The organism is Streptomyces sp. NBC_01190 (assembly GCF_045039895.1).
Classification (GTDB): domain Bacteria; phylum Actinomycetota; class Actinomycetes; order Streptomycetales; family Streptomycetaceae; genus Actinacidiphila.
Genome location: NZ_CP108580.1, coordinates 1,290,385 through 1,315,021, shown reverse-complemented (window position 1 = coordinate 1,315,021; position 24,637 = coordinate 1,290,385). Strand labels below are relative to the sequence as shown.

The window sequence follows — 24,637 nt, the reverse complement described above, 5'->3', positions numbered from 1 at the left end:
GCGCGCCCCACCCTGGGGCGCGCCGGCCGCTGTCCTGGTACGTCACCGCGGCTTCCGGCGGCAGTCCGGTCGATCCGGCCGCATCACCTCGTGCGCACCCCCTAGGCATACCGACTGGTCGGTACTAACCTCGGCGCACTCGGACCAGAGCCCATGACCGGCGTTCTGGCTGCTCCGAGGTCACTCCACCCGGTTTCCCGCATCTTCAGGAGGGGCCGCATGTCCGCCACCCCGACGTCCTTCGACGCCGACAGACCCGGGCCGGGGGTACCGGCCGCAACCGGCGCCCGTACCGCGCTCTCCCGGCTCTACCGCCGTGATCTGACCGAATATCCCGCCACCGGGCGCCGTCTCGCCTATCTCGCGATCGTGGTGCTCACCACCATCGTGCTGTACTACATGCTCTACATCCAGTACGCGGTGGCCACCTCGATCATCACGCACTTCGGCATGACCTACCGCTACTTCGTGTGGGTCTCGGTGATCGGCAACGCGGTCGGCGCCTTCGCGTCCCTGATCGCCGGGCTCGCCGACCGCTGGGGCCGGGCCAACCTGGTCGTCTACGGGCTGCTGATCGCCGCCCTGCTGGTCTTCTTCGGTCTGCCGAACGCGGGCGGCAAGGCCACCTATCTGGTGCTGTTCGCGCTGGTCAGCTTTATCGAGGGCATCGTCCTGGTCGCCACACCGGCGCTGATCCGGGACTTCTCACCCCAGGTGGGCCGGGCCACCGCGATGGGCGCCTGGACGATGGGCCCGGTCGTCGGCAGCCTGGTGGTCACCAGTGTCACCAGCGCCACCCTGGACAGCTCCAGTTGGCAGGACGAGCTGCGCTACTCGGCGATCGCCGGGTTCATCGTCTTCGTGGTGGCGATCGTCGCGCTGCGGGAACTCTCGCCGCGGCTGCGGGACCAGATCATGGTGAGCATGCGGGACCGTGCGCTGGTGGAGGCCCGGGCCAAGGGCCTCGATCCGGTGACCGCCCGGCGCGGGGAGTGGCGGCAGATGATGCGGCTCGACGTCACCGGCTCCGCGCTGGCGATCGCGCTCTTCCTGCTGCTCTACTTCGCCGCGGTCGGCAACTTCGTGGTCTACTTCGCCACCACCTACGGCTACAGCGAGCAGCGGGCCAACGCGGTCGCCAACTGGTACTGGGCCGCCAACGCCATCGCCCTGGTCGCGGTCGGCCTGCTGTCCGACCGGATCAAGGTGCGCAAGCCCTTCATGATCGTCGGAGCGCTCGGTTCGATCGTGACGACCGCGATCTTCGCCAGCCGGGCCACCCATCCGACCACCGACTACTACACCTTCGCCTGGCTCTTCATCGGGATCGGTGTCTTCAGCGGCGTCGCCTACGGGCCGTGGATGGCGAGCTTCACCGAGACCGTGGAGAAGCACAACCCGGCCGCGACCGCCACCGGCCTCGCGGTGTGGGGATGGACCATCCGGATCGTGGTCGCGGTCTCGGCCGCCTTCATCCCGGTGCTGGTCACGTCGGTGACCCCGCTGGTGGACCACGGGCCGCAGGTGACGGCCGCGCAGGCGCAGGCCGCTCCGGCGCTCGCCATCGTCAACGCCCATCCGCAGCTCTTCGCGGAGCTGGCCAAGTACCCGCCGGGCAAGGCCCCGGCCGCGCTCGGTGTGCAGGCGATGCGGGAGGTGGGTCCGGCGAATCTCGCGGTGGTGCAGAAGGCGCAGCCCCAGCTCGCGGTGCTCACCAAGTACGGTGCGAAGGTGCGGAAGGCCGCGCACGACGGCCCCGGGCAGTGGCGGGACTGGTGGTGGATCTGCGTCGGCGGCCAGGTGCTCTTCCTGCCGTTCGTCTTCCTGATGGCCGGCCGGTGGAGCCCGAAGAAGGCGCGCGAGGACGCCGAGCTGCATCAGCAGGCGGTCGACCAGGAGTTGGCCGCGCTGACGGCGGAACGCGCCTCGTAGCACGAAGGTGACAGGCCGTCAGCCGACGGGCTGCGGCGCCCCTGCGGCGCCGCGGCCACCCGATGTGGCGAATACCGGGTCTTGACACGGGTCTGCGGCTAGAGTCCCCGCTCATGACCGAACGTCCGTTTGAGGCACTGGGGTTGAGCGCCGAGGCGGACCGGGCCTATCCGCTGCTGATCGCCACCCGCGGAGTCACGGCGGCGGAACTGGCCCGGCAGCTTGGGGCGTCGACGCGGTCGGCCGAGGCGGCCTGCCGGGAGCTGGCCGCCCGCGACCTGGCGCGGCTCGGCCGGGACGGCCGCTGGTATCCGCTGCCGCCGCAGTCCGGGCTGCTGCCGCTGCTGTCCCGGGCCCAGGAACAGCTCCGCCACGGCCGGGAACTGCTCGACCGGCTCGGCGTGCAGTACCAGCGGGTGCACGAAGGCCGCCGGGCCGAGGAGATCGTCCAGGTGGTCGAGGGCGCCGCGGAGATCCGGCGGCGCGTGGCGAAGGCCCACGCCGAGGCGCGCACCGAGCTGATGATCTTCGCCCGGCCGCCGTGGGATCCGGACCGGGCGGCGGGCCCGGCCGGCCCGTCGGCCGAGGCCGGTACGGAAAGCCCGGCTGGTACGGAAAGCCCGGCCGGTACGGCGGGCCCGGGCCGCACCGATCCGGCGGCCTGGCAGGACTGGGCGCCCTGGATATGGCCGGGAACCGGCCAGAACGCCGGGAACGGTTCGCCCCCGGCCGACGAGGGCCCACCGGGATTACGCCGCCGGGTGGTGGTCGAGCGCGCCCTACTCGAAGCCGCGGGCGGCTTCGGACCCATCGCGACCGGCGCGACCCAGATCCGGGTCACCGAGCGCTTACCGGTCCGGATGTGTGTGGCCGACGGCGAGTTGGCGCTGCTGCCGCTCGCCCCCGACGCCCCGCTGTCCGACCCGGTCCTGCTGGTGGTCGGTCCCAGCGGGCTGCTCGACGCGCTGACCGCGCTCTTCGACGCGCTGTGGGCGACCGGGGTCCCGCTGGCCCGCCCCGACCCCCGGCATCCGCGTACCGCGCTGCACGTCCGCATCCTCGCCATGCTGGTCAGCGGCAGTACCGACGCCGCGATGGCCCGCTCCCTCGGTGTCGCGGTCCGCACCGTCCAGCGCCATATCGCGGCCATGCAGCGTGCGGCCGGCGTCGACAACCGGATCCAGCTCGTCTGGCACGCCGCCCGCCACAACTGGCTCGACGACGGTCCCGCCGCACCGGGGGAGTCCTGGCGGCCCCGGGCGCGCGGCGGCCCGCCGTCCGGATGACGTGAAGCCGACTCCGGGAATCGGCGCCCTCGGTGTCAGGTATCCGACAACCGGCGGGGGATTCCGGTGGGGCGAGTGGTGCACAGGTATACGCCAGCGGTTCGATCGGACCGCGACCGGGCGGGATCCGCTGTCGTCCAGGCCCGGTCCATTCGGAGGTCCCAGGGAGACCCGCCTTGCGCCTACCCCTTCCCAGACCCAGCCGGACCAGCCGGACCACGCGGACCAGCCGGACCGGACGAACGAGCCGGACCGGGCGATCCAGCCGATCCAGCCGGACCACCGTCCTGCTGGCCACCGTCGCGTCGGCCGCCCTCGCCGCCGTCGGACTCCAACTGCCCGCCGCCACCGCCGCGTCCGCCGCGCCCGCGCACCGGCCCGATGTCGTACGGCAGTGCGGCGACGCCAAGCCGGGCCAGTTCGCCTGCCTGGCGCTGCGCCGTACCGACCTGCCGGCCAGGGCCGGTCTCCAGCCGCTGGACACCACCCCGGACGGCTACGGACCGGCCGATCTGCAAAGCGCCTACGCGCTGCCCGCCGACGGCGGGGCCGGCCAGACCGTGGCCATCGTGGACGCCTACGACGACCCCGCCGCGGAAGCCGATCTGGCCATCTACCGCCAGCAGTTCGGGCTGCCGGCCTGCACCGCCGCCAACGGCTGCTTCACCAAGGCCAGTCAGCGCGGCGGCACCGACTATCCCGACCCGGACCCCGACTGGGCCGGCGAGATCTCCCTCGACGTGGACATGGTCTCCGCGGCCGCGCCCAACGCCCACATCCTGCTGGTCGAGGCGGACTCCGCCAACTTCGAGGACCTCGGCGCCGCGGTGGACGAGGCGGTCGCGCTCGGCGCGAAGTACGTCTCCAACTCCTACGGCACCAACTACGACAGCACGCCGGGCAGCGGCGAGGACCCCTCCGAACTCACCGCCATGGACCCGTACTACAACCACCCGGGCGTGGCCGTGGTCGCCTCCAGCGGCGACGACGGCTACGGCGTCAGCTACCCGGCCGTCTCCCCGTATGTGACCTCCGTCGGCGGCACCGCCCTGACCCGCGCCCCCGGCACGTCCCGCGGCTGGAGCGAGTCGGTGTGGAACAACGCCATCGGCGCGCCGGGTTCGGGCTGCTCGGTGTACGAACCCAAGCCGGCCTTCCAGACCGACACCCTGTGCGCCAAGCGCTCGGTCGCCGATGTCGCCGCCGTCTCCGACCCGTTGACCGGTGTCTCCGTCTACCAGACCTACGGTGACAGCGGCTGGACGGTCTACGGCGGCACCAGCGCCGCCTCCCCGCTCATCGCGGGCGTCTACGCCTCGGCCGGCACCCCGCCGGCGGGCACCTACCCCAACTCCTATCCGTACGCCCAGCAGGCCGCGCTCAACGACGTGACCCAGGGCGACGACGGCAGTTGCACACCGGCCGGGTGCACCGCGGGACCCGGCTACGACGGACCGACCGGCCTCGGCACCCCCAACGGCCTGGCCGCCTTCCGCAGCGGACCGCACGGCGTGATCAGCGGCACCGTCACCGACCACGCCACCGGCGCCCCGCTGCCCGGCGCCACCGTCAAGGCCGGCACGTCCACCGCGACGTCGGACGCCACCGGCGCGTACCGGCTCGACCTGCCGCCGGGGTCCTACGACCTGACCGCCGGCGCCTACGGCTACGCCTCCGCGACCGCCACCGGGATCGTGGTCGCCGACGGCGGCACCGTCACCCGGTCCTTCGCCCTCGACCCGGTGCCGACCCACACCGTCTCCGGCAAGGTCGCCGACGGATCAGGACACGGCTGGCCGCTCTACGCCGAGATCACCGCGGCCGGGGTGCCCGGCGGCCCGGTCTTCACCGACCCCGCGACCGGCGCCTACTCCCTGACCCTGCCGCAGAACAGCTCCTACACCCTGCACGTGGTGGCCGACTACCCCGGCTACCAGAGCGTCGACAAGACCGTGGCGGTCGCGACCGCCGACCGTACGCTGAACATCGCCGTCCCGGTGGACCCGGTCGCCGCGCGGGCGCCCGGCTACGCGGTGCACCTCAGCGGCCCGACCGAGCCGTTCACCGCCACCACCGGACCGCCGGCCGGCTGGAGCGTCGACAACGCCGCTGACTCCGACGGCGGTTGGACCTTCGACGACGAGGGCCAGCGGGGCAACCGAACCGGTGGCGCCGGCGGGTTCGCCGTCATCGACAGCGACCACATCGGCCAGGGCATGGACCAGGACAGCTCGCTGCTCTCGCCGTCCTACGACCTGACGGACCTCACCAACCCCGTCATCGGCTTCGACACCGACTACAAGGAGTTCTCCAACTCCACCGCCGACGTGGACGTCTCGGCCGACGGCGGCGTCACCTGGACCACCCTGTGGGAGCGGGACACCACCTCGCTCACCGGCCCCGCCCACGTCGACCTGCCGCTCACCGCCTACGCCGGCGGGAGCGACGTCCGGCTGCGCTTCCACTACACCGGCAGTTGGGCGTACTGGTGGGAGGTGGACAACGTCTTCGTCGGCCAGCGCGGTTACGACCCGGTCCCGGGCGGCCTGATCGTCGGCAACGTCACCGACACCAACACCAAGGCCGGCGTCAACGGCGCGACCGTCACCAGCACCGACGCGCCCGGCGACCACACCACCAGCACCGCCACGCCCGCCGACCCCGGCCTGGGCGACGGCTTCTACTGGATGTTCTCGCACCTCACCGGCAAGCACCCGGTGAGCGCCTCGGCGTCGCACTACACCTCGGTCACCCAGACCGCCAACATCCCGCCGGACGGCACGGTCGAGCGTGACCTCGCCCTCAAAGCGGGGCGGTTGAAGGTCACTCCGGCGTCCATCGCCAAGACCGTGGCCTGGGGGAAGAGCGCCACCCAGACCGTGACGGTGAAGAACACCGGCGCCGCCGCCGCCACCCTGACCCTCGGTGAGACCCCGGGCGGGGCCGTCGTCCAACAGGCCGGCGCCCCCCTGAACCTCGTCAAGGGGCACTACTCGCCGCTGTCGCTCAAGGCCCGCGCCGGATCGGGGGCCCGTTCCGGCGCCGGTTCAGGGGCCCGGCCGGGAGAAAAAGCCACCACCGACGCCTCAGCCGCCGCCCAGGGCACCGCGGGATCCGCCTGGCAGCCCGTCCCCGACCTGCCGGTGCCCACCGGTGACAACGCGGTCGCCAGCTACCAGGGCACCGTCTACTCCGCCTTCGGCTTCACCGGCACCACCGACTCCAGCGACCTGTACGCGTACAGCGCCGACAGCGGCGCCTGGACCAAGCTCGCCGCCGCGGCCGACACCCGTGAGGCCCCGGCCCACGGCGTCATCAACGGCAAGTTCTACGCGGCCGGCGGCTGGGGCGCCAGCGGAGCGCCCGACGCCAAGCTGGAGATCTACGACATCGCCGCCAACACCTGGAGCACCGGGGCCGCCTCGCCCAAGCCGTACGCCGGCGGTGGCAGCGCGGTGCTCGACGGCAAGCTGTACTCGGTCGGCGGATGCGGCGCCACGAGCTGTGGCAGTACCGATGTCACCGCCTACGATCCGGCCACCAACACCTGGGCCGGGCTGGCCCCCTACCCCGAACCGGTGGCCTGGGAGTCCTGCGGCGGGATCGCGGGCAAGCTCTACTGCGCCGGCGGCACCATCGACGCGGGCAGCCTCACCCACGCCTACGTCTACGACCCGGCGGGCAACACCTGGTCGCCCATCGCCGACCAGCCGACCGACGCCTGGGGCGCCGCCTGCACCGCAGCCAACGGCCTGCTGCTGGTGAAGGGCGGCGCGGTCGACGACGGCGGCTCGCTGACCAACCAGACCTGGGCGTACGACCCCGCCGCCAACACCTGGACGGCGCTGCCCAACGCCAACGCCTCGCTCTACCGGGCCGGTGGCGGTACCGGCTTCTACTCCATCGGCGGTCTGGCGGGCCAGGTGCCGGCCAAGACCTCCGAGGTGCTGCCCGGGTACGACCAGACCGAGACGGCCGACGTGACCTGGCTCAGCGAGAGCACCGACACGCTGACCGTCCAGCCGGGCGCCACGGCCACCCTCACCGTGACCCTGGACGCCTCGGTGCCGGAGATCAGCCAGCCGGGCACCTATACCGCGGCGCTGAACCTCGGCTCCGACACGCCGTACCAACTCGACCCCATCGGCGTGTCGCTGACGGTGAAGCCGCCCGCGACCTGGGGCAAGATCACCGGGACCGTGCAGGCGTCGGGCGGCGCGCCGCTCGCCGGGGCGACCGTGCAGATCAACACCTGGGCCACGCACTACACGCTCAAGACCGGAGCCGACGGCGGCTACGGGCTGTGGCTCGACACCCGGAACAACCCGCTCCAGCTCATCGTGGCCAAGGACGGCTACCAGCCGACCACGACCACCGTACGGATCACCAAGGGGGCGACCACGACCAGCGACTTCACGCTGCTGAAGGACTGACCGGGCCGACTGGGGGTGACGGGTCCGGCAGCACCGGACCCGTCACCCTCGCCATCCCCGGGCCGCACCGTGACCCTCACCCTCACCCTCACCTTCGCCCGGCCGCCCGCCCGCCCCGTCGTCCGCCCGCTCCCCGACCCCGGCCGCCGCCGGTCCATCGCCGCGCGCGGCCGTCTGCCGCGGGCCGCCGCGCAACCGCTGCTGGGTGGCACGCAGTTCGGACAGCAGTACGCCGCCGGCGCCGTTCGGATCGTGCGATCTGATCGCCTCGACCAGCGCCGCGTGCGCGGCCTCGCCGCTTGGCCCCGGCGGCCCCGCTGACTCCGACGGGGCCGCCGGGTCGAGCAGGCCCAGCAGCGCCTCGCGCAGGCGCGGGGTGAACTCGCCGAAGAGACCGGTCAGTACGGGGTTGTGGGCGGCCGCGACCACCGCCGCGTGCAGCGCGAGATCCGCGTCGATCAGCGTCGCCCCGCCCCGCCGGGCCGCCGCCGAACGCACCGCCAGCGCGGCGTCGAGGGTCGCGAGGTCCTCGGCGGTGCGGCGGTGCGCGGCCAGCCGGGCGGCCTGCACCTCCAGCACGGCCCGTACCTCGTAGATGTCGTGCAGGGCGGCCCGCCGCAGCCTGACCGGCCACTCCTCGGCCACCCGGTCGGCGATGACGAAGACCCCCGCGCCCTGCCGGGCCCGCACCAGCCCGGCCCCGGCCAGGACCCGCAGCGCCTCCCGTACGGTCGACCGGCCGACACCGAGCGAGGCGGCGAGCGCGACCTCACCGGGCAGCTTGGTCCCGACCGGCCACTGCCCGTCGCTGATCCGCCCGCGCAGCAGCGCGGCGGCCCGCTCCACGAGCGGGCTGGGACAGGGCGAACCGGGCGGCATGACCCTCACCTGTGGGTTTGTCCGAAGAGATGCTCAGGGTGAGTTTAGGTGGGGCGGCCCATGGCGGCCGCGTGCCGCGCCCGACGGCGGGCGCTGGGTCCGCCGCCGGCCGCCGTCTCCACCCGGCCGTCATGCCCGCTCCGGCGTCAATGACTCCCGGGTCACCCGCTCGTCGCAGTGCGCGCACCGCAGCTCGACCGCCAGTGGCTCGCCGCAACTGTGCCGGAAGATCAGCGCGGGCGCGTCCACCGCCCACGTGTCGCCCCAGCGCAGCAGCCCGAGCATCACCGGGAAAAGATCCCGGCCCGCCGCGGTGAGGTGGTACTCGTAGCGCGGCGGGTGCTCGCTGTACGGCCGGCGCTCGATGACGCCCGCCTGCTCCAGCTTGCGCAGCCGGTCCGCCAGGATGTCCCGGGACGCGCCCGTGTACCCCGCGATCTTCGCGAACCGGTGCACTCCGTACGCCATCTCCCGCAGCGCGACCAGCGTCCACCGCTCGCCGAGGACCTCCATGGCCGCGGCGAGCGAGCACGGCCGGACCGCGACCGGCCGCTCCGCCAGCACATAGCGCTCGTCTTCGGCCGGCGACTGGGCCGGCCCCCGCTCTGTCTCCATCCCGCCAGCCTAGTCCCGAGTCTGTTGGTTTTTCCTACTCACTGCTGCTAGCGTCTCCCTGTCAGTTGGAAATCACAACACACCGACCGTACGGCGCACGCCACACGCAGCGCACAGGGCGCGGCACCGCACACCGCGTGCCCACCGGAGTCGGCGAGGGAGACCATGACCATCGGGAACGCGGACGAGCCGCGCCTGGCAGCGGCGAAACCGCCACACGCGGAGGCCGGGCCCGGCCAGGAACCCGAGCAGGACGCCGCCGCCCGCAAACACGCCCTGCGGGTGCTCGCGATCAGCAGCCTCGGCGTGTTCGTGGTCTTCCTCGACACCACGATCGTCAACGTCGCCTTCGAGACGATCAGCCGCAGCTTCCACACCACCACCGACCATCTGGCCTGGGTGCTCAACGCCTACAGCCTGGTCTTCGCCGCGGTGCTGATACCGGCCGGCCGGCTCGCCGACCGCTACGGCCGCAAGCGGATCTTCCTCATCGGCATCGCCGGCTTCGCGGTGATGAGCGCCCTGTGCGGCGCGGCGCCCAACGAGGGCGTGCTGATCACCGGCCGCGCCCTGCAAGCCGTCTTCGCCGCGCTGGTCACCCCGACCTCGCTCGCCCTGGTGCTGCCCGAGTTCCCGCCGTCCCGCCGGCCGGTGGCCATCGGCACCTGGGGAGCGATGGGCGCCGCCGCGGCCGCGCTGGGCCCGACGCTGGGCGCGCTGCTCACCCAGTACGCCTCCTGGCGGTGGATCTTCCTGGTCAACGTCCCCGTCGCGGCCGTCGTCATCACCTTCGGACTGCGGCTGCTGCGGGAGAGCCGCGACCCGCAGGCATCCGGCGTCCCCGACCCGCTCGGGGTGCTGCTCGTCGCGGCGATGCCGGCCTCGCTCAGCCTGGGCATCATCGAGGGCCCGAGCTGGGGCTGGTCGGACGCCCGGGTGATCGGCGCCTTCGTGCTCGCCGTGCTGCTGCTGCCGGTCTTCCTGCTCCGCACCCGGGCCGCCGCCCAGCCGGTGGTGGACCTGGCACTCTTCAAGGTACGGCAGTTCAGGCTGGTCAACGCGGCCACCCTGATCTTCGCCGCGGCGTTCTACGGCATGCTGCTCGGCAACATCATCTTCCTTCAGACGGTCTGGCACTACTCCGTGCTGCGCGCCGCGCTCGCCACCGCGCCCAGCCCGCTCGTCGTCACCCTGCTGGCCCGCCGGGCGAGCGGGCTCTCGCACACCTACGGACACCGCCGGGTGCTCACGGCCGGCGCCCTGCTGTGGACGGCGGGCCTCAGCGTGTGGGCCGTCGGCGTCGGCGGCGGCCCGCACTGGGCCACCCACTGGCTGCCCGGCGCCCTGCTCACCGGCCTCGGCGTCGGTATGACGCTGCCCGTCCAGTCCGGCGCCGCCGTCCAGGCGCTGCCGCCGGCCCGCTTCGCCGTCGGCTCGGCGATCAACGCCAGCTTCCGGCAGCTCGGCGCGGTGCTCGGCATCAGCGTCTTCGTCGCCGTGCTCGGCGCCCCCGGGCCCGCGACCGCGGTGGACGCCTTCCACCGGGTCTGGTGGGTGCTGGCCGCCCTGGGCTTCGCCGCCGGGCTGGTGCTGTGGCTGCCCAAGGCCGGACGCGCGAGCGAACCCGGTGCGACGAAGAGTGCCGCACCGGAAGCGGTGGCGGCGCCGGAAGCCGTCTGACCACCCGCTGACCGGCAGGCGCCCGAACACCCGCCGGCCGGGCGCCCTCCCAACCGGCCGTCCCCGCCCCGGTGTCCCGCCGGGGCGGGGACGGCTCAGCTCAGCCCGCGGCCTTCGCCAGCACCTCCAGCAGCCGGGCCAGCGAACCGCCCAGGCCCCAGCGCTCGGCCAACTCCGCCAGCGCCGCTGGCTCCGCGGGCCGGCCGGGCAGCGCGGTGCCGACGTCCGGCAGCGGCACGTCGTCGGCGACCCGGACCACCTTCGGCGCCACATCCAGATACGCGGCGGCCTCGGTGATGTTCCGCCGGCGGGCGGGGGTGAGGCGGGAGAGGGGATCGGCGGCGGCCGCCCGTACCCCCGCCAGGTCCTCGTAACGGGTGACGAGTTCGGCGGCGCTCTTCTCGCCGATGCCCTTCACCCCCGGAAGGCCGTCGCTCGGGTCGCCGCGCAGGGCCGCGAAGTCCGCGTACTGACCGGCGCGCACCCCATAACGGGTGAGGATCGCCTCCTCGTCGATGAGATCGCAGTCACCGACACCCTTGCGGGGGAACAGCACCCGCACCCCCCGGGCGTCGTCCACCAGTTGGAAGAGGTCGCGGTCCCCGGTGACGATGGCGACCGGCACCTTGGCGGCGGCGGCCAGCGTGCCGATCACATCGTCCGCCTCATAGCCCGGCACACCGATCCGGGTGATGCCGATCGCGTCGAGCACCGCCTCGATCACCGGCACCTGGGGCGCCAGGGTGTCCGGCACCTGCTCGGCCGCGCCCTCCTCGCCGTCCCCGCTCGCCGAGTCGTCGGCGACGCGGTGCGACTTGTACGACGGGATCAGCTCCACCCGCCACTGCGGCCTCCAGTCGGCGTCCATACAGGCCACCAGGGCGGTGGGGGAGTGGTCGGCGACCAGCCGGGCGATGAAGTCGAGCAGTCCGCGCACCGCGTTGACCGGCGTGCCGTCCGGCGCCTTCACGGATTCGGGCACCCCGAAATAGGCGCGGAAGTACAGGCTCGCGGTGTCGAGGAGCAACAGCTTCGCGGGTTTGTCGTCAGTCACGGCGTCAGCATGGCACGCCCCACCGACAGTCGGCCGTACCGTTGGACGGTGACTCCACCGAGCCCCACGGGACCCGCGGGACCGCCCGCCGGACCCCCCGCCCGACAGCTCGCCGAGCCGGTCGCGGAAGCTCGGACCAGGCCTTCGCGCCCGGTGCGCCGGATGGTCTCACTGGTGCCGTCCCTCACCGAGGCGGTCGCGGTCACCGCGCCCGGGCTGCTGGTCGGCGCCACCGACTGGTGCAGCCGACCGGTCGGCCTCGATGTCGTACGGATCGGCGGCACCAAGAACCCGGACGTGCCGGCCGTCGCCGCGCTCGCCCCCGATCTGGTGATCGCCAACGAGGAGGAGAACCGGCCGGGGGACCTGGCCGCGCTGCGCGCCGCGGGCCTGCGCGTCATGGTCACCGAAGTCCGTTCACTCCCGCAGGCGTTCGCCGAGCTGGCGCGGGTCCTGGTGGCGGGCTGCGGAGTGGACCGGCCCGGCTGGCTGGACGCGGCGGAGACCGCCTGGCGCGAGGTGCCCGTTCTCCGGCCCAGGCGGCGGGCGGTCGTACCCATCTGGCGGCGGCCCTGGATGACGCTCGGCCGCGACACCTTCGCCGGCGACCTGCTGGCACGGCTCGGCGTCGACCATGTGCACGCCGCCGACCCGGAGCGCTATCCGAGGGTCGACCTCGCGGAGCTGCCCGCGGCCGATCTGGTCGTCCTGCCGGACGAGCCGTACCGCTTCACCGCGCACGACGGGCCGGAGGCCTTCCCCGGGCTGCCCGCCGCGCTGGTCAGCGGGCGCCACCTCACCTGGTACGGGCCCTCGCTCGCCGAGGCGCCCGAGGTCATCGGCGAGGCGCTGCGGAAAGCGGTCGGCTGACGGTTCTCGCCGCCGGCCGGCCGGTGCCCGGCCACCACGCCGCCCGTCCCGTGCCCGTCCCGTTCCCGTCCGGTGCTTGTCCCGCGGTCCTCTTCCCCGGGCTCACCGCCCGGCCGGTGTCCGGAAGGGCGGGGGCCCGAAAGCCCGCGCCCGGACGCTTACGGGATTCTCATGCTGGGGCCATAAGGTGACCGGCGTGACAACGACGACCACGCCCGGCTGGTATCCAGAACCCGGGCACACAGGCAACGGCCCGGCCATGGAACGCTGGTGGGACGGGAACGCGTGGACGGAATACACCAGGACGGCGCCGACCCCCTCGGACGCGCCGCCGGCCTACCCCGTCTATCCCGGATATCCGGTCGGCTACCACCCCGGTGAGCACTTCCCGGACGCCGGCGGCAAGCCCCGGCGCAAGCGCCGGACGGCCATCGCCATAGCGGTGGCCGTGGTGGTGATCGGCGGGCTCGTCGCGAGCGCGGTGGCGTTCGGCAGCGGTGGCAGCGGCGGCAGCAACGACAACAACGACGCGAAGGGCGTGCCGGCGCCCGCCGCGACCACCCCGAACAACCGCCCGACGGACCCCGGCCACGACGGGACCCCGAACCTCCCCGGCGGACCGGAGTCACCCGGTGGTCCGGCCATCGACGCCTACGACGGCATCAGGCTGCCGGTCCTCGACGGCTGGCAGGGCGCTTCCGGCACCCAGGGCATCGGCGCCAGCATCGTCACCGGCGGCTACCCGTGCCCCACCGATCCCACGCAGAACTGCGTGCGCGGCGGGGCCTTCGCCCAGCCCGCCAAGGCGCTGAAGCTCACCTCCACCACGGCCGAGGCGGCCGCCAAGGAGGACATCGCGCCCAACGCGGCCGAGTCGTACAGCCCCGACATCTACGGCGCCACCACCTCGCACCAAGTGGTGGCGTCCAAGGCCGTCGACGTGGCCGATCAGAAGGGCTACCTGGTCCGCTGGAAGATCTCCACGAAGTCCGGCACCGACGGGTACGTCGAGTCGCTGGCCTTCCCGGCCCCCTCGGACGGCGGCAAGCTGGTGGTGATCCGGTTCGGCTTCGACATCGGCGGCAAGGCCCCGGGCCTCGACGTCATGGACCAGATCACCGAGGGCATCAAGGCCGACAGCAGCGGCCATGTGGGCGGCGGTACCGGCACCGGCGTCTGAACGGCACGGCGGACGGCGGCCCCCGGGCACTCCCGGGGGCCGCCCCGTCCCCGGCGGCGCGGTCCGTGCGGCCGGCGAGCGGACGACGCGGCGGGTCCGGACCGGCGGGGACGGGCCGCCGCCCCGCCCGGATCTCGCCAGGGCCTACCAGGGCCTAAAGGAACGTTTTTCCCTCACCCCGGTACGTCGGCACCGTCGCCGTCACCCGGTCGCCCGTCACCAGGTGCAACGCGGCGAACCGCTCGCACAGTTCGCCGGCTTTCGCATGCCGGAACCACACCTTGTCGCCGATCAGCAGATCGTCGGCGGGCGGGCCGAGCAGCGGCGTCTGCACCTCGCCCGGGCCCTCCTGGCCGTCGTAGACGAGACCGGCCGGCAGATACGGCACCGGCAACCGGTCCTTGCCCGCCGGGCCGGACGCCGGATAGCCGCCGCCCAGCACCGTGACGACCCCGACCCCCGGCCGCCGCACCACCGGCTGGGCGAAGAGCGCGGCCGGCCGGCCGGTGAACGACCGGTAGTTGTCGAAGAGCCTCGGCACGTAGAGCCCCGACCCCGCGGCGATCTCCGTCACCGCCTCCTCCGCCGCCGTGGAATCCACACTGCCGGTGCCGCCGCCGTTGACGAACTCCAGGTCCGGTACGACGTCGCGGACCGCCCGCACCGCCGCCGCGCGCCGCGCCGCCAGTTCCCCGCGGGCCGTGGACTGCATCAGCCGGACCGCGAGCGACCGCCCGGGCCGGCCCGCGATCTTGTCGCCGACACCGGCGATATGACCCTCGTAGGCCATGATCCCGACCAGCCGGAAGCCCGGCCGGGCGGCGACCGTACCGGCCAGCTCGGCGATCCGCTCCGGCGAGTGCAGCGACGAACGCCGCGCCCCCACCCGCACCCGGCCGCCGAACTTCCGCAGCGAGGTGTCGAGTTCCAGGCAGACCCGCACCGTCTCGGTGCCGCTCCCGCCGCGGGCCGCGTCGATCAGATCGAGCTGCGCCACGTCGTCGACGGTCACCGTCACGGAGCGCGCGAGCTTCGGGTCGGCGATCAGCTCGGCGAAGGCGTCCCGGTCCGCGGCCGGGTACGCCAGCAGGATGTCGGTGAAGCCGGTGCGCGCGAGCCACAGCGACTCGTCGAGCGTGAAGGACATGATGCCCTCGAAGCCGTCCCGGGCCAGCACCCGTTCGAGCAGCGCGCGGCAGCGCACGGACTTGGAGGCGACCCGTATCGGTTTGCCCGCGGCCCGCCGGACGAGATCGTCGGCGTTGGCGTCGAAGGCCTCCAGGTCCACCAGCGCGAGCGGCGCCTGGAGATGGGCGGTGGCGCGGTCGTACCGCGATCGGTCGGCAGCTCGATCGGACATGGCCCGCAGCCTGCCAGACGGGACTACCGAACGGTAGTCCCGGCCGGCCGGCTCGCCCCTTCGCCCCGCCCTCGCCCCGCCTCGACCGCGCCGTGCCACGACCCCGTAGAGTGACGCGCGAGCCACGCACACAGAGGTCACGAGGGGGCGCCGGGTGAGTACCGGAGTGGACAAGGGACAGACGCCGCCGGCTCCGTTCCCCACCCTCCGACCGCACGCGCCACGCGCCGCCGCCGACCAACGGGCCGCCGGGGCGGCTCCGTCGCAGAGCCCGCCGCCACCGCCCGCGGCGCCGCCCGCCGTACCCGCCACACCGGCCGTACCCGCCGTCCCCGGTCCATCCGGTCCGTCCGGTCCATCCGGTCCATCCGGCACGGGCATACCGCCGAGGCCCGCCGTCCCGCCGCCTCCGGCCACGCCGCCGCTGCCCGCGGGCCCGCCCGCGATGCCCGCGCCGGTCCCGCCGACCGAGCAGGCCCCGTCCGCCCCGCCCGCCCGGCCCGCCGCCAACGCGCGGACGCCGTCCCCTGGTTCGGCGCTTCAAGCCGCCCCGGGCGCGGTGCCCTACGCCGCCCCGCCGGTGCCCCCGTTCAGCCCCGCGCCGCCGGCGCCGCTCATACCGGGGGCCGAGCCGCCGCCCGCCTTCGCCGCGCACGAGGCGCCGTCCCGGCTCGGCCGCCGGGTCCGCGCCGCGCTCTGCCTGGTGCTCGGCCTCGGCCTGATCGGCGGCGCCACCGCCGGCGCCGTCATCAACCACGGCCCCCGCGAGCCGGAGCCGGTGGCCGACCGGAGCGTCGCCGCCTTCGCCACCGCCCGGAACATCTGGCGGAACACCCCGGTCGACCAGCTCTTCCCGCCCGCGTACACCGAGAAGGCCGGCGGCCCCGGCGGCGCGGACCGGTCCTGGACCCGGATCGGCGTGGCCCGGCCGGCCGGCTGCGGCGGCGCCTTCGACCCGCTCCTGCAACGCGTCCTGGCCCCCGTCGGCTGCGTACGGCTGCTGCGCGCCACATACGTGGACAGCACCTCGACCACCGTCACCACCGTCGGCCTGCTCGTCACCGCGGGCCAGGCGCCTGCCATGAACGCCCTCAACCTGCGCTGGACCAAGGAGGGCCTGGGGCGGCGCGCCGACCTGATACCCAGGGCCGTCGCCTTCCCCGGCACCCCGGCCGCCTCCTTCGGCGACCACCAGCGCGGCAGTTGGGACATCCGGATCTCCGCCGACCTGCCGTTCGTGGTGTACGCGGTGAGCGGCTTCGCCGACGGCCGCCAGGTGACCCCGCAGGCCGCCGACAAGGCCGACGCCGCAGGCGCCACCACCGTCGCCGCCCAGGCCGGCCTCGGCTTCGACGCCGTCGGCCTCGCCGCCACCGTCGGCGACCGGCTGCGCACCGCGGTCACCGCGGAACTCCATCCCCCCACCGCCCGGGAGACCCACGGATGAGGTACGCCGTCCGCCGCGCCGGACGGGTGCTCACCGCCCTGGCCGGCGCCACCGCGGCGCTCGCACTGATCGCCCGGCCCGCCACCGCCGACTCCGTACGCGACGCCGACTGGGCGCTGGGCGCGTTGCACGCGCAGCAGGCCTGGCAGACGTCCAAAGGCGCCGGCGTCACCGTCGCCGTCCTCGACACCGGGGTGGACGGCACCCACCCCGATCTGACCGGGCAGGTCCTGCCGGGCAAGGACGAGGTCGGCTTCGGGGCCAAGCGCGGCGACAGCGCCTGGGCCCGGCACGGCACCGGGATGGCGGCGATCATCGCCGGCCACGGACACGGCGTGGGCGGCGGCGACGGGGTGCTCGGCATCGCGCCCCGGGCCAGGATCCTGCCGGTCCGGGTGATCCTGGAGGAGAAGGACCCGCAGCGGCAGAAGGCCCGGCAGAGCCGGGGCGACGCGCTGCCCGAGGGCATCCGCTGGGCGGTCGACCACGGCGCCGACGTCATCAACCTCTCGCTCGGCGACGACAGCGCGACCGCCGCACCGGTCGCCGAGGAGGACGACGCCATCCAGTACGCGCTGGGCAAGGGTGTCGTGGTGGTCGCCTCCGCGGGCAACGGCGGCGAGGACGCGGACCGCTCCTCCTACCCGGCCGCGTATCCCGGGGTGATCGCGGTCGCCGCCGTCGACCAGAGCGGCGCCCACGCCTCCTTCTCCACCCGCCGCTGGTACGCCTCCGTCTCGGCGCCGGGGGTGGACGTGGTGATCGCAGACCCGGACCGCACCTACTACACCGGCTGGGGCACCAGCGCCGCCTCCGCCTATGTCTCCGGCACCGCCGCCCTGATCCGCTCGGCCTGCCCCCGGCTCAGCCCGGCGCAGATCAAACAGGTCCTCCAGACCACCACCCGGCACAAGCCGGCCGGCGGCCGCAGCGACTCCCTCGGCACCGGCATGATCGACCCGGCGGCGGCGCTGGCCGCGGCGAAGAAGCTGAAGCCGGCCCCCGCGCTGCCGGTGCCGGTGACCTATCCGCGGCGCTACTTCGGGCCCGGCCCGGTCCCGGTGCCCAAGCCCGCCGACCCGGCGCGGATGCTCGGCGACGGGGTGGCGGCGGCCTGCGCGACGGCCGGCGGGGCGCTCGTGGTGACGGCGGCCGTGCTCTGGTTCCGCACCCGCCGCCGGCCCGGACGGCCGGACCCCGCGCCGGAGGCGAGCCCGTACGGCGGTTAGGGTTCCCCGGGTGGCGCTGAAGAACATCCCGGATCCCGGTTTCTCCGACGACGACGGCACGGCCGCCCCCGGCCTGGCCGCCGCGCTCGCGCGCTACGCGCGATACGCCCAGGACCGGAGTACGCCCGCGGTCGCCGACGCCGAGCGGGCGGTGGTCGAGGCGCTGCACGGGGCCCGGCTGCTGGTGCCCGTGGTGGCGCTGCTCGGCGAGGCGGAGACCGGACCCGACGGGCTGCGCCGGGAGAAGAGCAGCGACATGGCGGTGCCCACGATCCAGGCGCCCGGCGGCCGGCGCGCGCTGCCGGCCTTCACCTCGACCGAGAGCCTGGCCCGCTGGCGCCCCGACGCCCGCCCGGTCGCCGTACCGCTGCGGCAGGCCCTCCAGGCGCTGGCCCAGGAAGGCGCCGACACCCTGCTGATCGACCTCGCGGGACCGGTGGCGTACGAACTGACCGGGGCCGCCCTGCGGAGCGCCGCGCTCGGCCCGGACCGCACCGACCCGCTGGCCGACCCCGCCGTGCGCGCGGCGCTCCGGTCCGCGGTGGCGGCCGAGCCGGGGATCGTCGAGGCGCGGCTCACCGCCGCGCGGCCGGGCAGCGACGGCACCCTGGGGCTGGTGCTGGCCGCGGGCGCCGACGCGGGGACGACCGGCCGGGCGCTGGCCGCCGCGCTCGCCGCCGACGAGGTGCTGAGATCCGCTCTGGTCCAGGGCCTCGACCTGGCCCTGCTGCCGCCGGACACCGCCGCACCCGGCGAGCCGCTCTTCAGCCGGTGACCGGCAGCCGGGCGGTCCGCCCGACCGGTACCGCGATGCGCCGAGATGTGCGGATCATCCCCAAGGCCCACAATGCTGGAACGGGGCGGTGATCATCTCTGAGGAGGTCCGATGGAGGTCCGGGAAGGTCCACTGAGCACCCTGGGCAGGATCGATGAGCAGACCGCGGTCTGCGAATTCCTCGGCACCGCGCTGCTGGTCTTCTTCGCGGTCGGCGCCGCCGTGCTGTCCAGCCAGTTCATCGGCGCGCTCGGCATCGCGCTGGCCTTCGGCTTCGTGCTGCTCGCCCTGGTCTACGTCTTCGGCCCGATCTCGGGCTGCCACCTCAATCCGGCGGTGACGCTGGGCATGCTGGTCGCCCGCCGGATCGACCTGCGCACCGCGGTCACCTACTGGGCGGCCCAGATCGTCGGCGGCATCGTCGGCGCCGCGCTGATCCTGCTGATCGCCGAGCAGGTGCCCGGGTTCCGCCGCGAGGGCGCCTTCGGCACCAACGGGTACGGCACCCGGTCGGCGATCGGCGTCAGTATCTTCGGCGCCTTCGTCGCCGAGCTGATCCTGACCTTCCTGCTGGTCTTCGTGTACCTCGCGGTGAGCCGCCGGGTGGCGGTCGTCGGCTTCGGCGGGGTGGCCATCGGTGTCGCCTTCGCCGCGATCCACCTGATCGGCATCTCGCTCACCGGCACCGGCGTGAACCCGATCCGCAGCCTGGCGCCCGCCCTCTTCGCCGGCAGTCCGGCGCTGACCCAGGTCTGGCTCTTCCTGGTGGCGCCGCTGGTCGGCGGCGCGCTCGCGGCCGTCGTCCACGAGGGGATCCATCCCGCGCTCACGGCGGCGCGGACCGCCCGGGCGGCGGCGGCCGGAGCGGAGGCGGCGCTCGCCGAGGGGGACGCCTCGGGCCACGCCGGGAGGAACGGCGGCGCGGGCGGCCCGCTCGGCCAGGGTCAGCCGTGGACCGGGCCGGGTCAGCCGTAGACCGGCCTGGGTCAGCCGTAGACCGGGCCGGTGAACTTCTCGCCGGGCCCCTGGCCCGGTTCGTCCGGCACGATGGACGCCTCGCGGAACGCGAGCTGCAAGGACTTCAGGCCGTCCCGCAGCGGCGACGCGTGGAAGGAGCTGATCTCGGTCGCGCCGGCGGTGACCAGACCGGCGAGCGCCTGGATGAGCTTGCGGGCCTCGTCGAGGTCCTTGTGCTTCTCGCCTTCCTCGGCCAGCCCCAGATTGACGGCGGCCGCGCTCATCAGGTGGACGGCGACCGTGGTGATCACCTCGACGGCCGGCACGTCGGCGATGTCCCGGGTGAGGTCATCGAAGCCCGGCGCGTCAGGGTGGGGGGTGCCGGAGGCCTCGGAGGGGCCGGAGGACCCGGGCAGGGGTGCGTCGCTCATGCGGGACACGATATGCCCCGTCCGGGCGATTACGGCCTGCGGGCCGGTACGGGTATAGTGGGAGAACGACCGGTCGGATGCCCATGTGTCCGGCCACCAAGTGGAGGCTCCGATCTCCCACCTGATCGGCCCGCGGGCCGACGGGTCCGGTCAGACGGTATCCCGGACGGCTTCCCGCCGACCGGCTTCCGTCGATGCGCCCCCGCGGAATACCGCGGCGGTGCTCCCGGTTGTGAGGAGCCCCGCCTGTGTCCCGTACGGGGTGCTTTTTCGCGCCTCGGGTACGGGAGTCGACGAGACAGACTCAAGCGCGGCTGTCGGCCAGTCAGTCGCGTCGTACAACCGAGGAGGCCCCATCAGCGCCGAGCCCCGCATCAACGACCGGATTCGCGTTCCCGAGGTGCGACTTGTCGGTCCCAGTGGCGAGCAGGTCGGCATCGTGCCGCTTGCCAAGGCCCTGGAGCTCGCGCAGGAGTACGACCTCGACCTGGTCGAGGTCGCGGCGACCGCCCGTCCGCCCGTGTGCAAGCTCATGGACTACGGGAAGTTCAAGTACGAGTCGGCCATGAAGGCCCGTGAGGCGCGCAAGAACCAGGCGCACACGGTCATCAAGGAGATGAAGCTCCGGCCGAAGATCGACCCGCACGACTACGACACCAAAAAGGGTCACGTCGTCCGGTTCCTCAAGCAGGGCGACAAGGTCAAGATCACGATCATGTTCCGTGGCCGTGAGCAGTCCAGGCCGGAACTCGGCTACCGACTGCTGCAGCGGCTCGCGGAGGATGTCCAGGACCTGGGGTTCATCGAGTCGAACCCCAAGCAGGACGGCCGCAACATGATCATGGTTCTCGGCCCGCACAAGAAGAAGACCGAGGCCATGGCCGAGGCCCGCGAGGCGCAGGCCGCCCGCAAGGCCGGCCGCCAGGGTGACGGCGGCGAGGCCGCGGCGGACGACGCCGAGGACGCCGGTGACGGCGAGTACACCGAAGACGCCGAGGACACTGAGGACACCGAGGGAGCGGACACCGCGGAACACGCGGACGCCACCCACGACGCCGGCTGAGCGATCGGCCGGCACACCAGCGACATCCCCGGAGCCACCGGCTTCGGGACCAGTGCGGAGCTGTGCAGACCACCTGCGCCTCACCGCACAGCCCATGCAGAACTGACGGTCTCCGTACGCCCCACGGCGTACGGGAGGGCCAGCGACGAGGAGACCACGGCGCCATGCCGAAGAACAAGACGCACAGCGGTGCTAGCAAGCGCTTCAAGATCACCGGCTCCGGCAAGGTGCTCCGTGAGCGCGCCGGCAAGCGCCACCTGCTCGAGCACAAGCCGTCCAGCAAGACGCGCGCCCTGACCGGCACGGTCGAGGTGGCCCCGTCGGACGCCAAGAAGATCAAGAAGCTTCTCGGCAAGTGATCCGTGTGCCCCCGACCGGGGCGCGCGGTCCGTTCCGGGACCCCATTCGCTTTCGGGCCGTGTGAGTCTCACCGCGGTCCCCTAAAAGGAGTTATCAAGTGGCACGCGTCAAGCGGGCAGTCAACGCCCAGAAGAAGCGCCGGGCGATCCTCGAGCAGGCCAGCGGTTACCGCGGTCAGCGTTCGCGCCTGTACCGCAAGGCCAAGGAGCAGGTCACCCACTCCCTGGTCTACAACTACAACGACCGCAAGAAGCGCAAGGGCGACTTCCGTCAGCTCTGGATCCAGCGCATCAACGCGGCCGCCCGCGCCAACGGCATCACCTACAACCGCTTCATCCAGGGTCTGAAGGCCGCCAACGTCGAGGTCGACCGCAAGATCCTCGCCGAGCTGGCCGTCAACGACGCCAACGCCTTCGCGACGCTGGTCGAGGTGGCCCAGAAGGCGCTGCCCTCCGACGTCAACGCGCCGAAGGCCGCGTAACGCCGCGACGGACCGAGCACGGTTCCGGGCCCGCGGGTGGGTTGTCCCCTGCGGGCCCGTGGTCTGTCCGCTCGCCGCGGGCCCCTCGGCCCCGGCCGCGGGGTCCCGCCGGCTTCCCTCGCGCGCTCCGACCGCTCCGACCGGTCCGACCGGTCCGACCGGCCCTGACCGCCTGCCCGTGCGCAACCGCCCGCCCCGAAGAGAAGCGAGTCCCATGCCCGGCCCCGAGCTGACCTCCCTGCGCTCCGCGCGGGTCACCGCCGCGCACCGGCTGGGCAAGCGCGGCTTCCGGGGCAAGGAGCGCCGCTTCCTCGCCGAGGGCCCGCAGGCGGTGCGGGAAGCCGTCGCGCACCCCGGCGGCGACGCCGGACGTACCCTCATCGAGCTCTACGCCACCCCCGAGGCGGCGGAGCGGCACGCCGACCTGGTGGCCGCCGCCCGCGCGGCCGGCGCGCCGGTGCTGACCGCCACCCCCGAGGTCGTCGCCGAGATCTCCGACACGGTCACCCCGCAGGGCCTGGTCGGCGTCTGCCGCTTCCTCGACGCGCCGTTCGCCGAGGTGCTGGCCGCCCGCCCCCGGCTGGTCGCCGTGCTCGCGCACGTCCGCGACCCGGGGAACGCCGGCACCGTGCTGCGCTGCGCCGACGCGGCGGGCGCCGACGCGGTGGTGCTCACCGACGCCTCCGTCGACCTCTACAACCCCAAGGCGGTACGCGCCTCGGCCGGCAGCCTCTTCCATCTGCCGATCGCGGTCGGTGTCCCGGTGGCCGACGCGATCGCGGGCCTGCGCGCCGGGGGCGTACGGGTGCTGGCCGCGGACGGGGCCGGCGACCGCGACCTGGACGCCGAACTGGACGCCGGAACCATGGGCGGGCCCACCGCCTGGGTGTTCGGCAACGAGGCCTGGGGTCTGCCCGAGGAGACCCGCGCACTCACCGACGGGGTGGTACGGGTGCCCATTCACGGGCGCGCGGAGAGTCTCAATCTCGCCACCGCCGCCGCAGTCTGCCTCTACGCCTCCGCGCGCGCCCAGCGCGCTCCCGGAGGGTGCCGCGCTGTCACGTCGAGCTAGTAGGGTGGCGTGCCCGGGGGCCCTGAGAGGGGGGTGGCGCGGAATGGACGTGATGCCGCAGAACGGCGTCCGCAGCACGCCGAAGGGTCGGCCCGCGGACGGGCGGCCCGTCGAGTCCCGCCCCGGCGGACCGCCTGACGACCCGGCGCCGGACCAGCACCCGTCGCACCACCCGTCGCATCAACCGTCGCATTTGCCGCCGGCCCGTTCCGGGGTGGCCGCCCCCGGCGATCCGTTCGTGCCGCCGGGTCCGCTGGGCCCGTTGGATCACCTGGACTCGCTCGCGCTGGACCCGGACGACCTGCCGGACGGCCTCGTCGTCGCCGACGAGCAGCACCGGGTGATCTGCTTCAACGCCGCCGCCGCCCGGATCACCAAGCTGCGCGCCGCCGATGTCCTGGGGCGGCCGGTGGAGCAGGCGCTGCCGCTCGAAGACCTCGAAGGCCGCCGCTGGTGGCAGCTCACCGAGCCGTACGCGGGCCTGGCCATCCGGGTCGGCCAGCCCGAGCGCAATCTGCTGCTGCCCGGCGGTCGCGAGGTGCTGGTGGTGGCCCGCTTCGTCCGCGCCCACCCCGGCGGACCGGTCCGCCGGCTGGTGGTCACCTTGCGCGGCACCGAGGCCCGGCGCCGTACCGAACGCAGCCACGCCGAACTCATCGCCACCGTCGCCCATGAGCTGCGCTCCCCGCTCACCTCGGTGAAGGGCTTCACCGCCACCCTGCTCGCCAAGTGGGAGCGTTTCACCGAGGACCAGAAGAAGGTGATGCTGGAGACGGTCGACGCCGACGCCAACCGCGTCACCCGGCTGATCGCCGAGCTGCTGGACATCTCCCGGATCGACTCCGGGCGGCTGGAGGTCCGCAGGCAGCCGGTGGACCTCGCCGCCGCCGTCCAGCGCCACGTGGACGGGCATGTCGCCGCCGGCCAGCCGGCCGACCGCTTCCATCTGCGGGTCGGCGGACCGCTGCCGACGTTGTGGGCCGACCCCGACAAGGTCGACCAGATCCTCGGCAACCTGCTGGAAAACGCGGTGCGCCACGGCGAGGGGACTGTCACCATCGAGGTGTCACCCGCCCCGGCCACCGGCGGCGACCGTACGGCGCAGGGCACCGCGGTCACCGTGAGCGACGAGGGGCCCGGCATCCCGGAGGAGTCCATGAGCCGTGTCTTCACCCGCTTCTGGCGGGGCAGCAAGCGCGGCGGCACCGGTCTGGGCCTCTACATCGTCAAGGGCATCGTCGAGGCGCACGGCGGGACCATCACCGTCGGCCGGGCGGACGGCGGCGGCGCCGAGTTCCGATTTATCCTGCCCGTCGGGGCCCCCGCGTTCATGACCTGACCCGTACCACCGGCGCGCCGAGCCTGCCGCGCCGACCGGGCCACCGTCGAAGGAACCGCGCGGCAGCCGCCCCGGCGGGCGCCCCCGCCACGTCCCCGGCGCCCTCCGCATGCCCACTAGACTGAGACTTTGGCATGTGTCCGGCCGGGCAGCGCCTCCGCCTGAGGCCATCTGCCCTGGAGGCGCCTCCAGCA

The 24,637-nt window shown here is 73.9% G+C and carries 19 protein-coding genes and 1 pseudogene; 15 read left to right on the top strand and 5 right to left on the bottom strand.

Annotated elements, in window-relative coordinates; all coding sequences use genetic code 11:
- The first annotated feature begins 219 nt into the window (after positions 1–219).
- From OG519_RS05540 to OG519_RS05530, 3 genes are all read left to right on the top strand, one after another.
- Positions 220–1,932, top strand: coding sequence for an MFS transporter (locus tag OG519_RS05540; protein ID WP_405579389.1), 1,713 nt, complete (start codon positions 220–222; stop codon positions 1,930–1,932).
- Between the two features lie 113 nt (positions 1,933–2,045).
- Positions 2,046–3,218: a LuxR C-terminal-related transcriptional regulator gene (locus OG519_RS05535; RefSeq protein WP_405579386.1), complete on the top strand. Its 1,173-nt coding sequence runs from the start codon at positions 2,046–2,048 to the stop codon at positions 3,216–3,218.
- A gap of 176 nt (positions 3,219–3,394) precedes the next feature.
- The gene (locus OG519_RS05530; RefSeq protein WP_405579383.1) at positions 3,395–7,651 is read left to right on the top strand and encodes a carboxypeptidase regulatory-like domain-containing protein; all 4,257 of its coding nucleotides are present in this window, start codon (positions 3,395–3,397) and stop codon (positions 7,649–7,651) included.
- A gap of 189 nt (positions 7,652–7,840) precedes the next feature.
- On the opposite strand, the pseudogene OG519_RS05525 reads toward OG519_RS05530, so the two are convergent.
- Both OG519_RS05525 and OG519_RS05520 read right to left on the bottom strand, forming a co-directional pair.
- Positions 7,841–8,530: pseudogene (locus tag OG519_RS05525) on the bottom strand (FadR/GntR family transcriptional regulator); the annotation flags it as partial.
- A gap of 129 nt (positions 8,531–8,659) precedes the next feature.
- Positions 8,660–9,145 (bottom strand): winged helix-turn-helix transcriptional regulator, encoded by a 486-nt coding sequence (locus OG519_RS05520; RefSeq protein WP_405579380.1) that lies wholly within the window; start codon positions 9,143–9,145, stop codon positions 8,660–8,662.
- 165 nt (positions 9,146–9,310) lie between these two features.
- On the opposite strand from OG519_RS05520, the gene OG519_RS05515 reads away from it, so the two are divergent.
- On the top strand, positions 9,311–10,825 hold the full coding sequence (locus tag OG519_RS05515; protein ID WP_405579379.1) for an MFS transporter: 1,515 nt from the start codon (positions 9,311–9,313) through the stop codon (positions 10,823–10,825).
- A gap of 100 nt (positions 10,826–10,925) precedes the next feature.
- Here OG519_RS05515 and OG519_RS05510 read toward each other — a convergent pair whose 3' ends face one another.
- Positions 10,926–11,879 (bottom strand): 5'-3' exonuclease H3TH domain-containing protein, encoded by a 954-nt coding sequence (locus OG519_RS05510; RefSeq protein WP_405579376.1) that lies wholly within the window; start codon positions 11,877–11,879, stop codon positions 10,926–10,928.
- A gap of 162 nt (positions 11,880–12,041) precedes the next feature.
- Here OG519_RS05510 and OG519_RS05505 point away from each other — a divergent pair, with 162 nt between their 5' ends.
- Positions 12,042–12,749, top strand: a complete 708-nt coding sequence (locus OG519_RS05505; RefSeq protein ID WP_405579373.1) for a helical backbone metal receptor — start codon at positions 12,042–12,044, stop codon at positions 12,747–12,749.
- Between the two features lie 196 nt (positions 12,750–12,945).
- Positions 12,946–13,929 carry a DUF2510 domain-containing protein gene (locus OG519_RS05500; protein WP_405579370.1) on the top strand — a complete coding sequence of 328 codons (984 nt, stop codon included), beginning with the start codon at positions 12,946–12,948 and terminating at the stop codon, positions 13,927–13,929.
- Between the two features lie 154 nt (positions 13,930–14,083).
- On the opposite strand, the gene OG519_RS05495 is transcribed toward OG519_RS05500, so the two are convergent.
- Positions 14,084–15,289, bottom strand: a complete 1,206-nt coding sequence (locus tag OG519_RS05495; RefSeq protein ID WP_405579368.1) for an amino acid deaminase/aldolase — start codon at positions 15,287–15,289, stop codon at positions 14,084–14,086.
- A 445-nt stretch (positions 15,290–15,734) separates the two neighbouring features.
- Here OG519_RS05495 and OG519_RS05490 point away from each other — a divergent pair, with 445 nt between their 5' ends.
- The 4 genes from OG519_RS05490 to OG519_RS05475 all read left to right on the top strand — a co-directional run bounded on the left by OG519_RS05490 (position 15,735) and on the right by OG519_RS05475 (position 19,715).
- Positions 15,735–16,736 (top strand): hypothetical protein, encoded by a 1,002-nt coding sequence (locus tag OG519_RS05490; RefSeq protein ID WP_405579365.1) that lies wholly within the window; start codon positions 15,735–15,737, stop codon positions 16,734–16,736.
- Positions 16,733–17,965 carry a type VII secretion-associated serine protease mycosin gene (gene mycP, locus OG519_RS05485; RefSeq protein ID WP_405579363.1) on the top strand — a complete coding sequence of 411 codons (1,233 nt, stop codon included), beginning with the start codon at positions 16,733–16,735 and terminating at the stop codon, positions 17,963–17,965. The genes OG519_RS05490 and mycP overlap by 4 nt, the downstream gene beginning before the upstream one ends.
- Before the next feature lie 10 nt (positions 17,966–17,975).
- Positions 17,976–18,740, top strand: a complete 765-nt coding sequence (locus OG519_RS05480) for an SseB family protein (protein WP_405579360.1) — start codon at positions 17,976–17,978, stop codon at positions 18,738–18,740.
- 150 nt (positions 18,741–18,890) lie between these two features.
- On the top strand, positions 18,891–19,715 hold the full coding sequence (locus OG519_RS05475) for an MIP/aquaporin family protein (RefSeq protein ID WP_405592482.1): 825 nt from the start codon (positions 18,891–18,893) through the stop codon (positions 19,713–19,715).
- A gap of 11 nt (positions 19,716–19,726) precedes the next feature.
- Here the strand turns inward: OG519_RS05475 and OG519_RS05470 are convergent, their stop codons facing one another.
- Positions 19,727–20,128: a DUF1844 domain-containing protein gene (locus OG519_RS05470; RefSeq protein WP_405579357.1), complete on the bottom strand. Its 402-nt coding sequence runs from the start codon at positions 20,126–20,128 to the stop codon at positions 19,727–19,729.
- Between the two features lie 355 nt (positions 20,129–20,483).
- On the opposite strand from OG519_RS05470, the gene infC reads away from it, so the two are divergent.
- The 5 genes from infC (at position 20,484) to OG519_RS05445 (ending at position 24,443) form a co-directional block, all read left to right on the top strand.
- Positions 20,484–21,191, top strand: a complete 708-nt coding sequence (infC, locus tag OG519_RS05465) for a translation initiation factor IF-3 (protein WP_405592480.1) — start codon at positions 20,484–20,486, stop codon at positions 21,189–21,191.
- A 164-nt stretch (positions 21,192–21,355) separates the two neighbouring features.
- The gene (gene rpmI / locus OG519_RS05460) at positions 21,356–21,550 is read left to right on the top strand and encodes a 50S ribosomal protein L35 (RefSeq protein WP_405579354.1); all 195 of its coding nucleotides are present in this window, start codon (positions 21,356–21,358) and stop codon (positions 21,548–21,550) included.
- A 98-nt stretch (positions 21,551–21,648) separates the two neighbouring features.
- Entirely contained in the window at positions 21,649–22,032 is a 384-nt protein-coding gene (gene rplT / locus OG519_RS05455) for a 50S ribosomal protein L20 (RefSeq protein WP_093739444.1), read from the top strand.
- Positions 22,033–22,246: 214 nt separating this feature from the next.
- Positions 22,247–23,104 carry a TrmH family RNA methyltransferase gene (locus OG519_RS05450; protein WP_405579352.1) on the top strand — a complete coding sequence of 286 codons (858 nt, stop codon included), beginning with the start codon at positions 22,247–22,249 and terminating at the stop codon, positions 23,102–23,104.
- Positions 23,105–23,147: 43 nt separating this feature from the next.
- A complete protein-coding gene (locus tag OG519_RS05445; protein WP_405579351.1) occupies positions 23,148–24,443 on the top strand; it encodes an ATP-binding protein in 1,296 nt (431 codons plus the stop codon).
- Positions 24,444–24,637 lie beyond the last annotated feature (194 nt).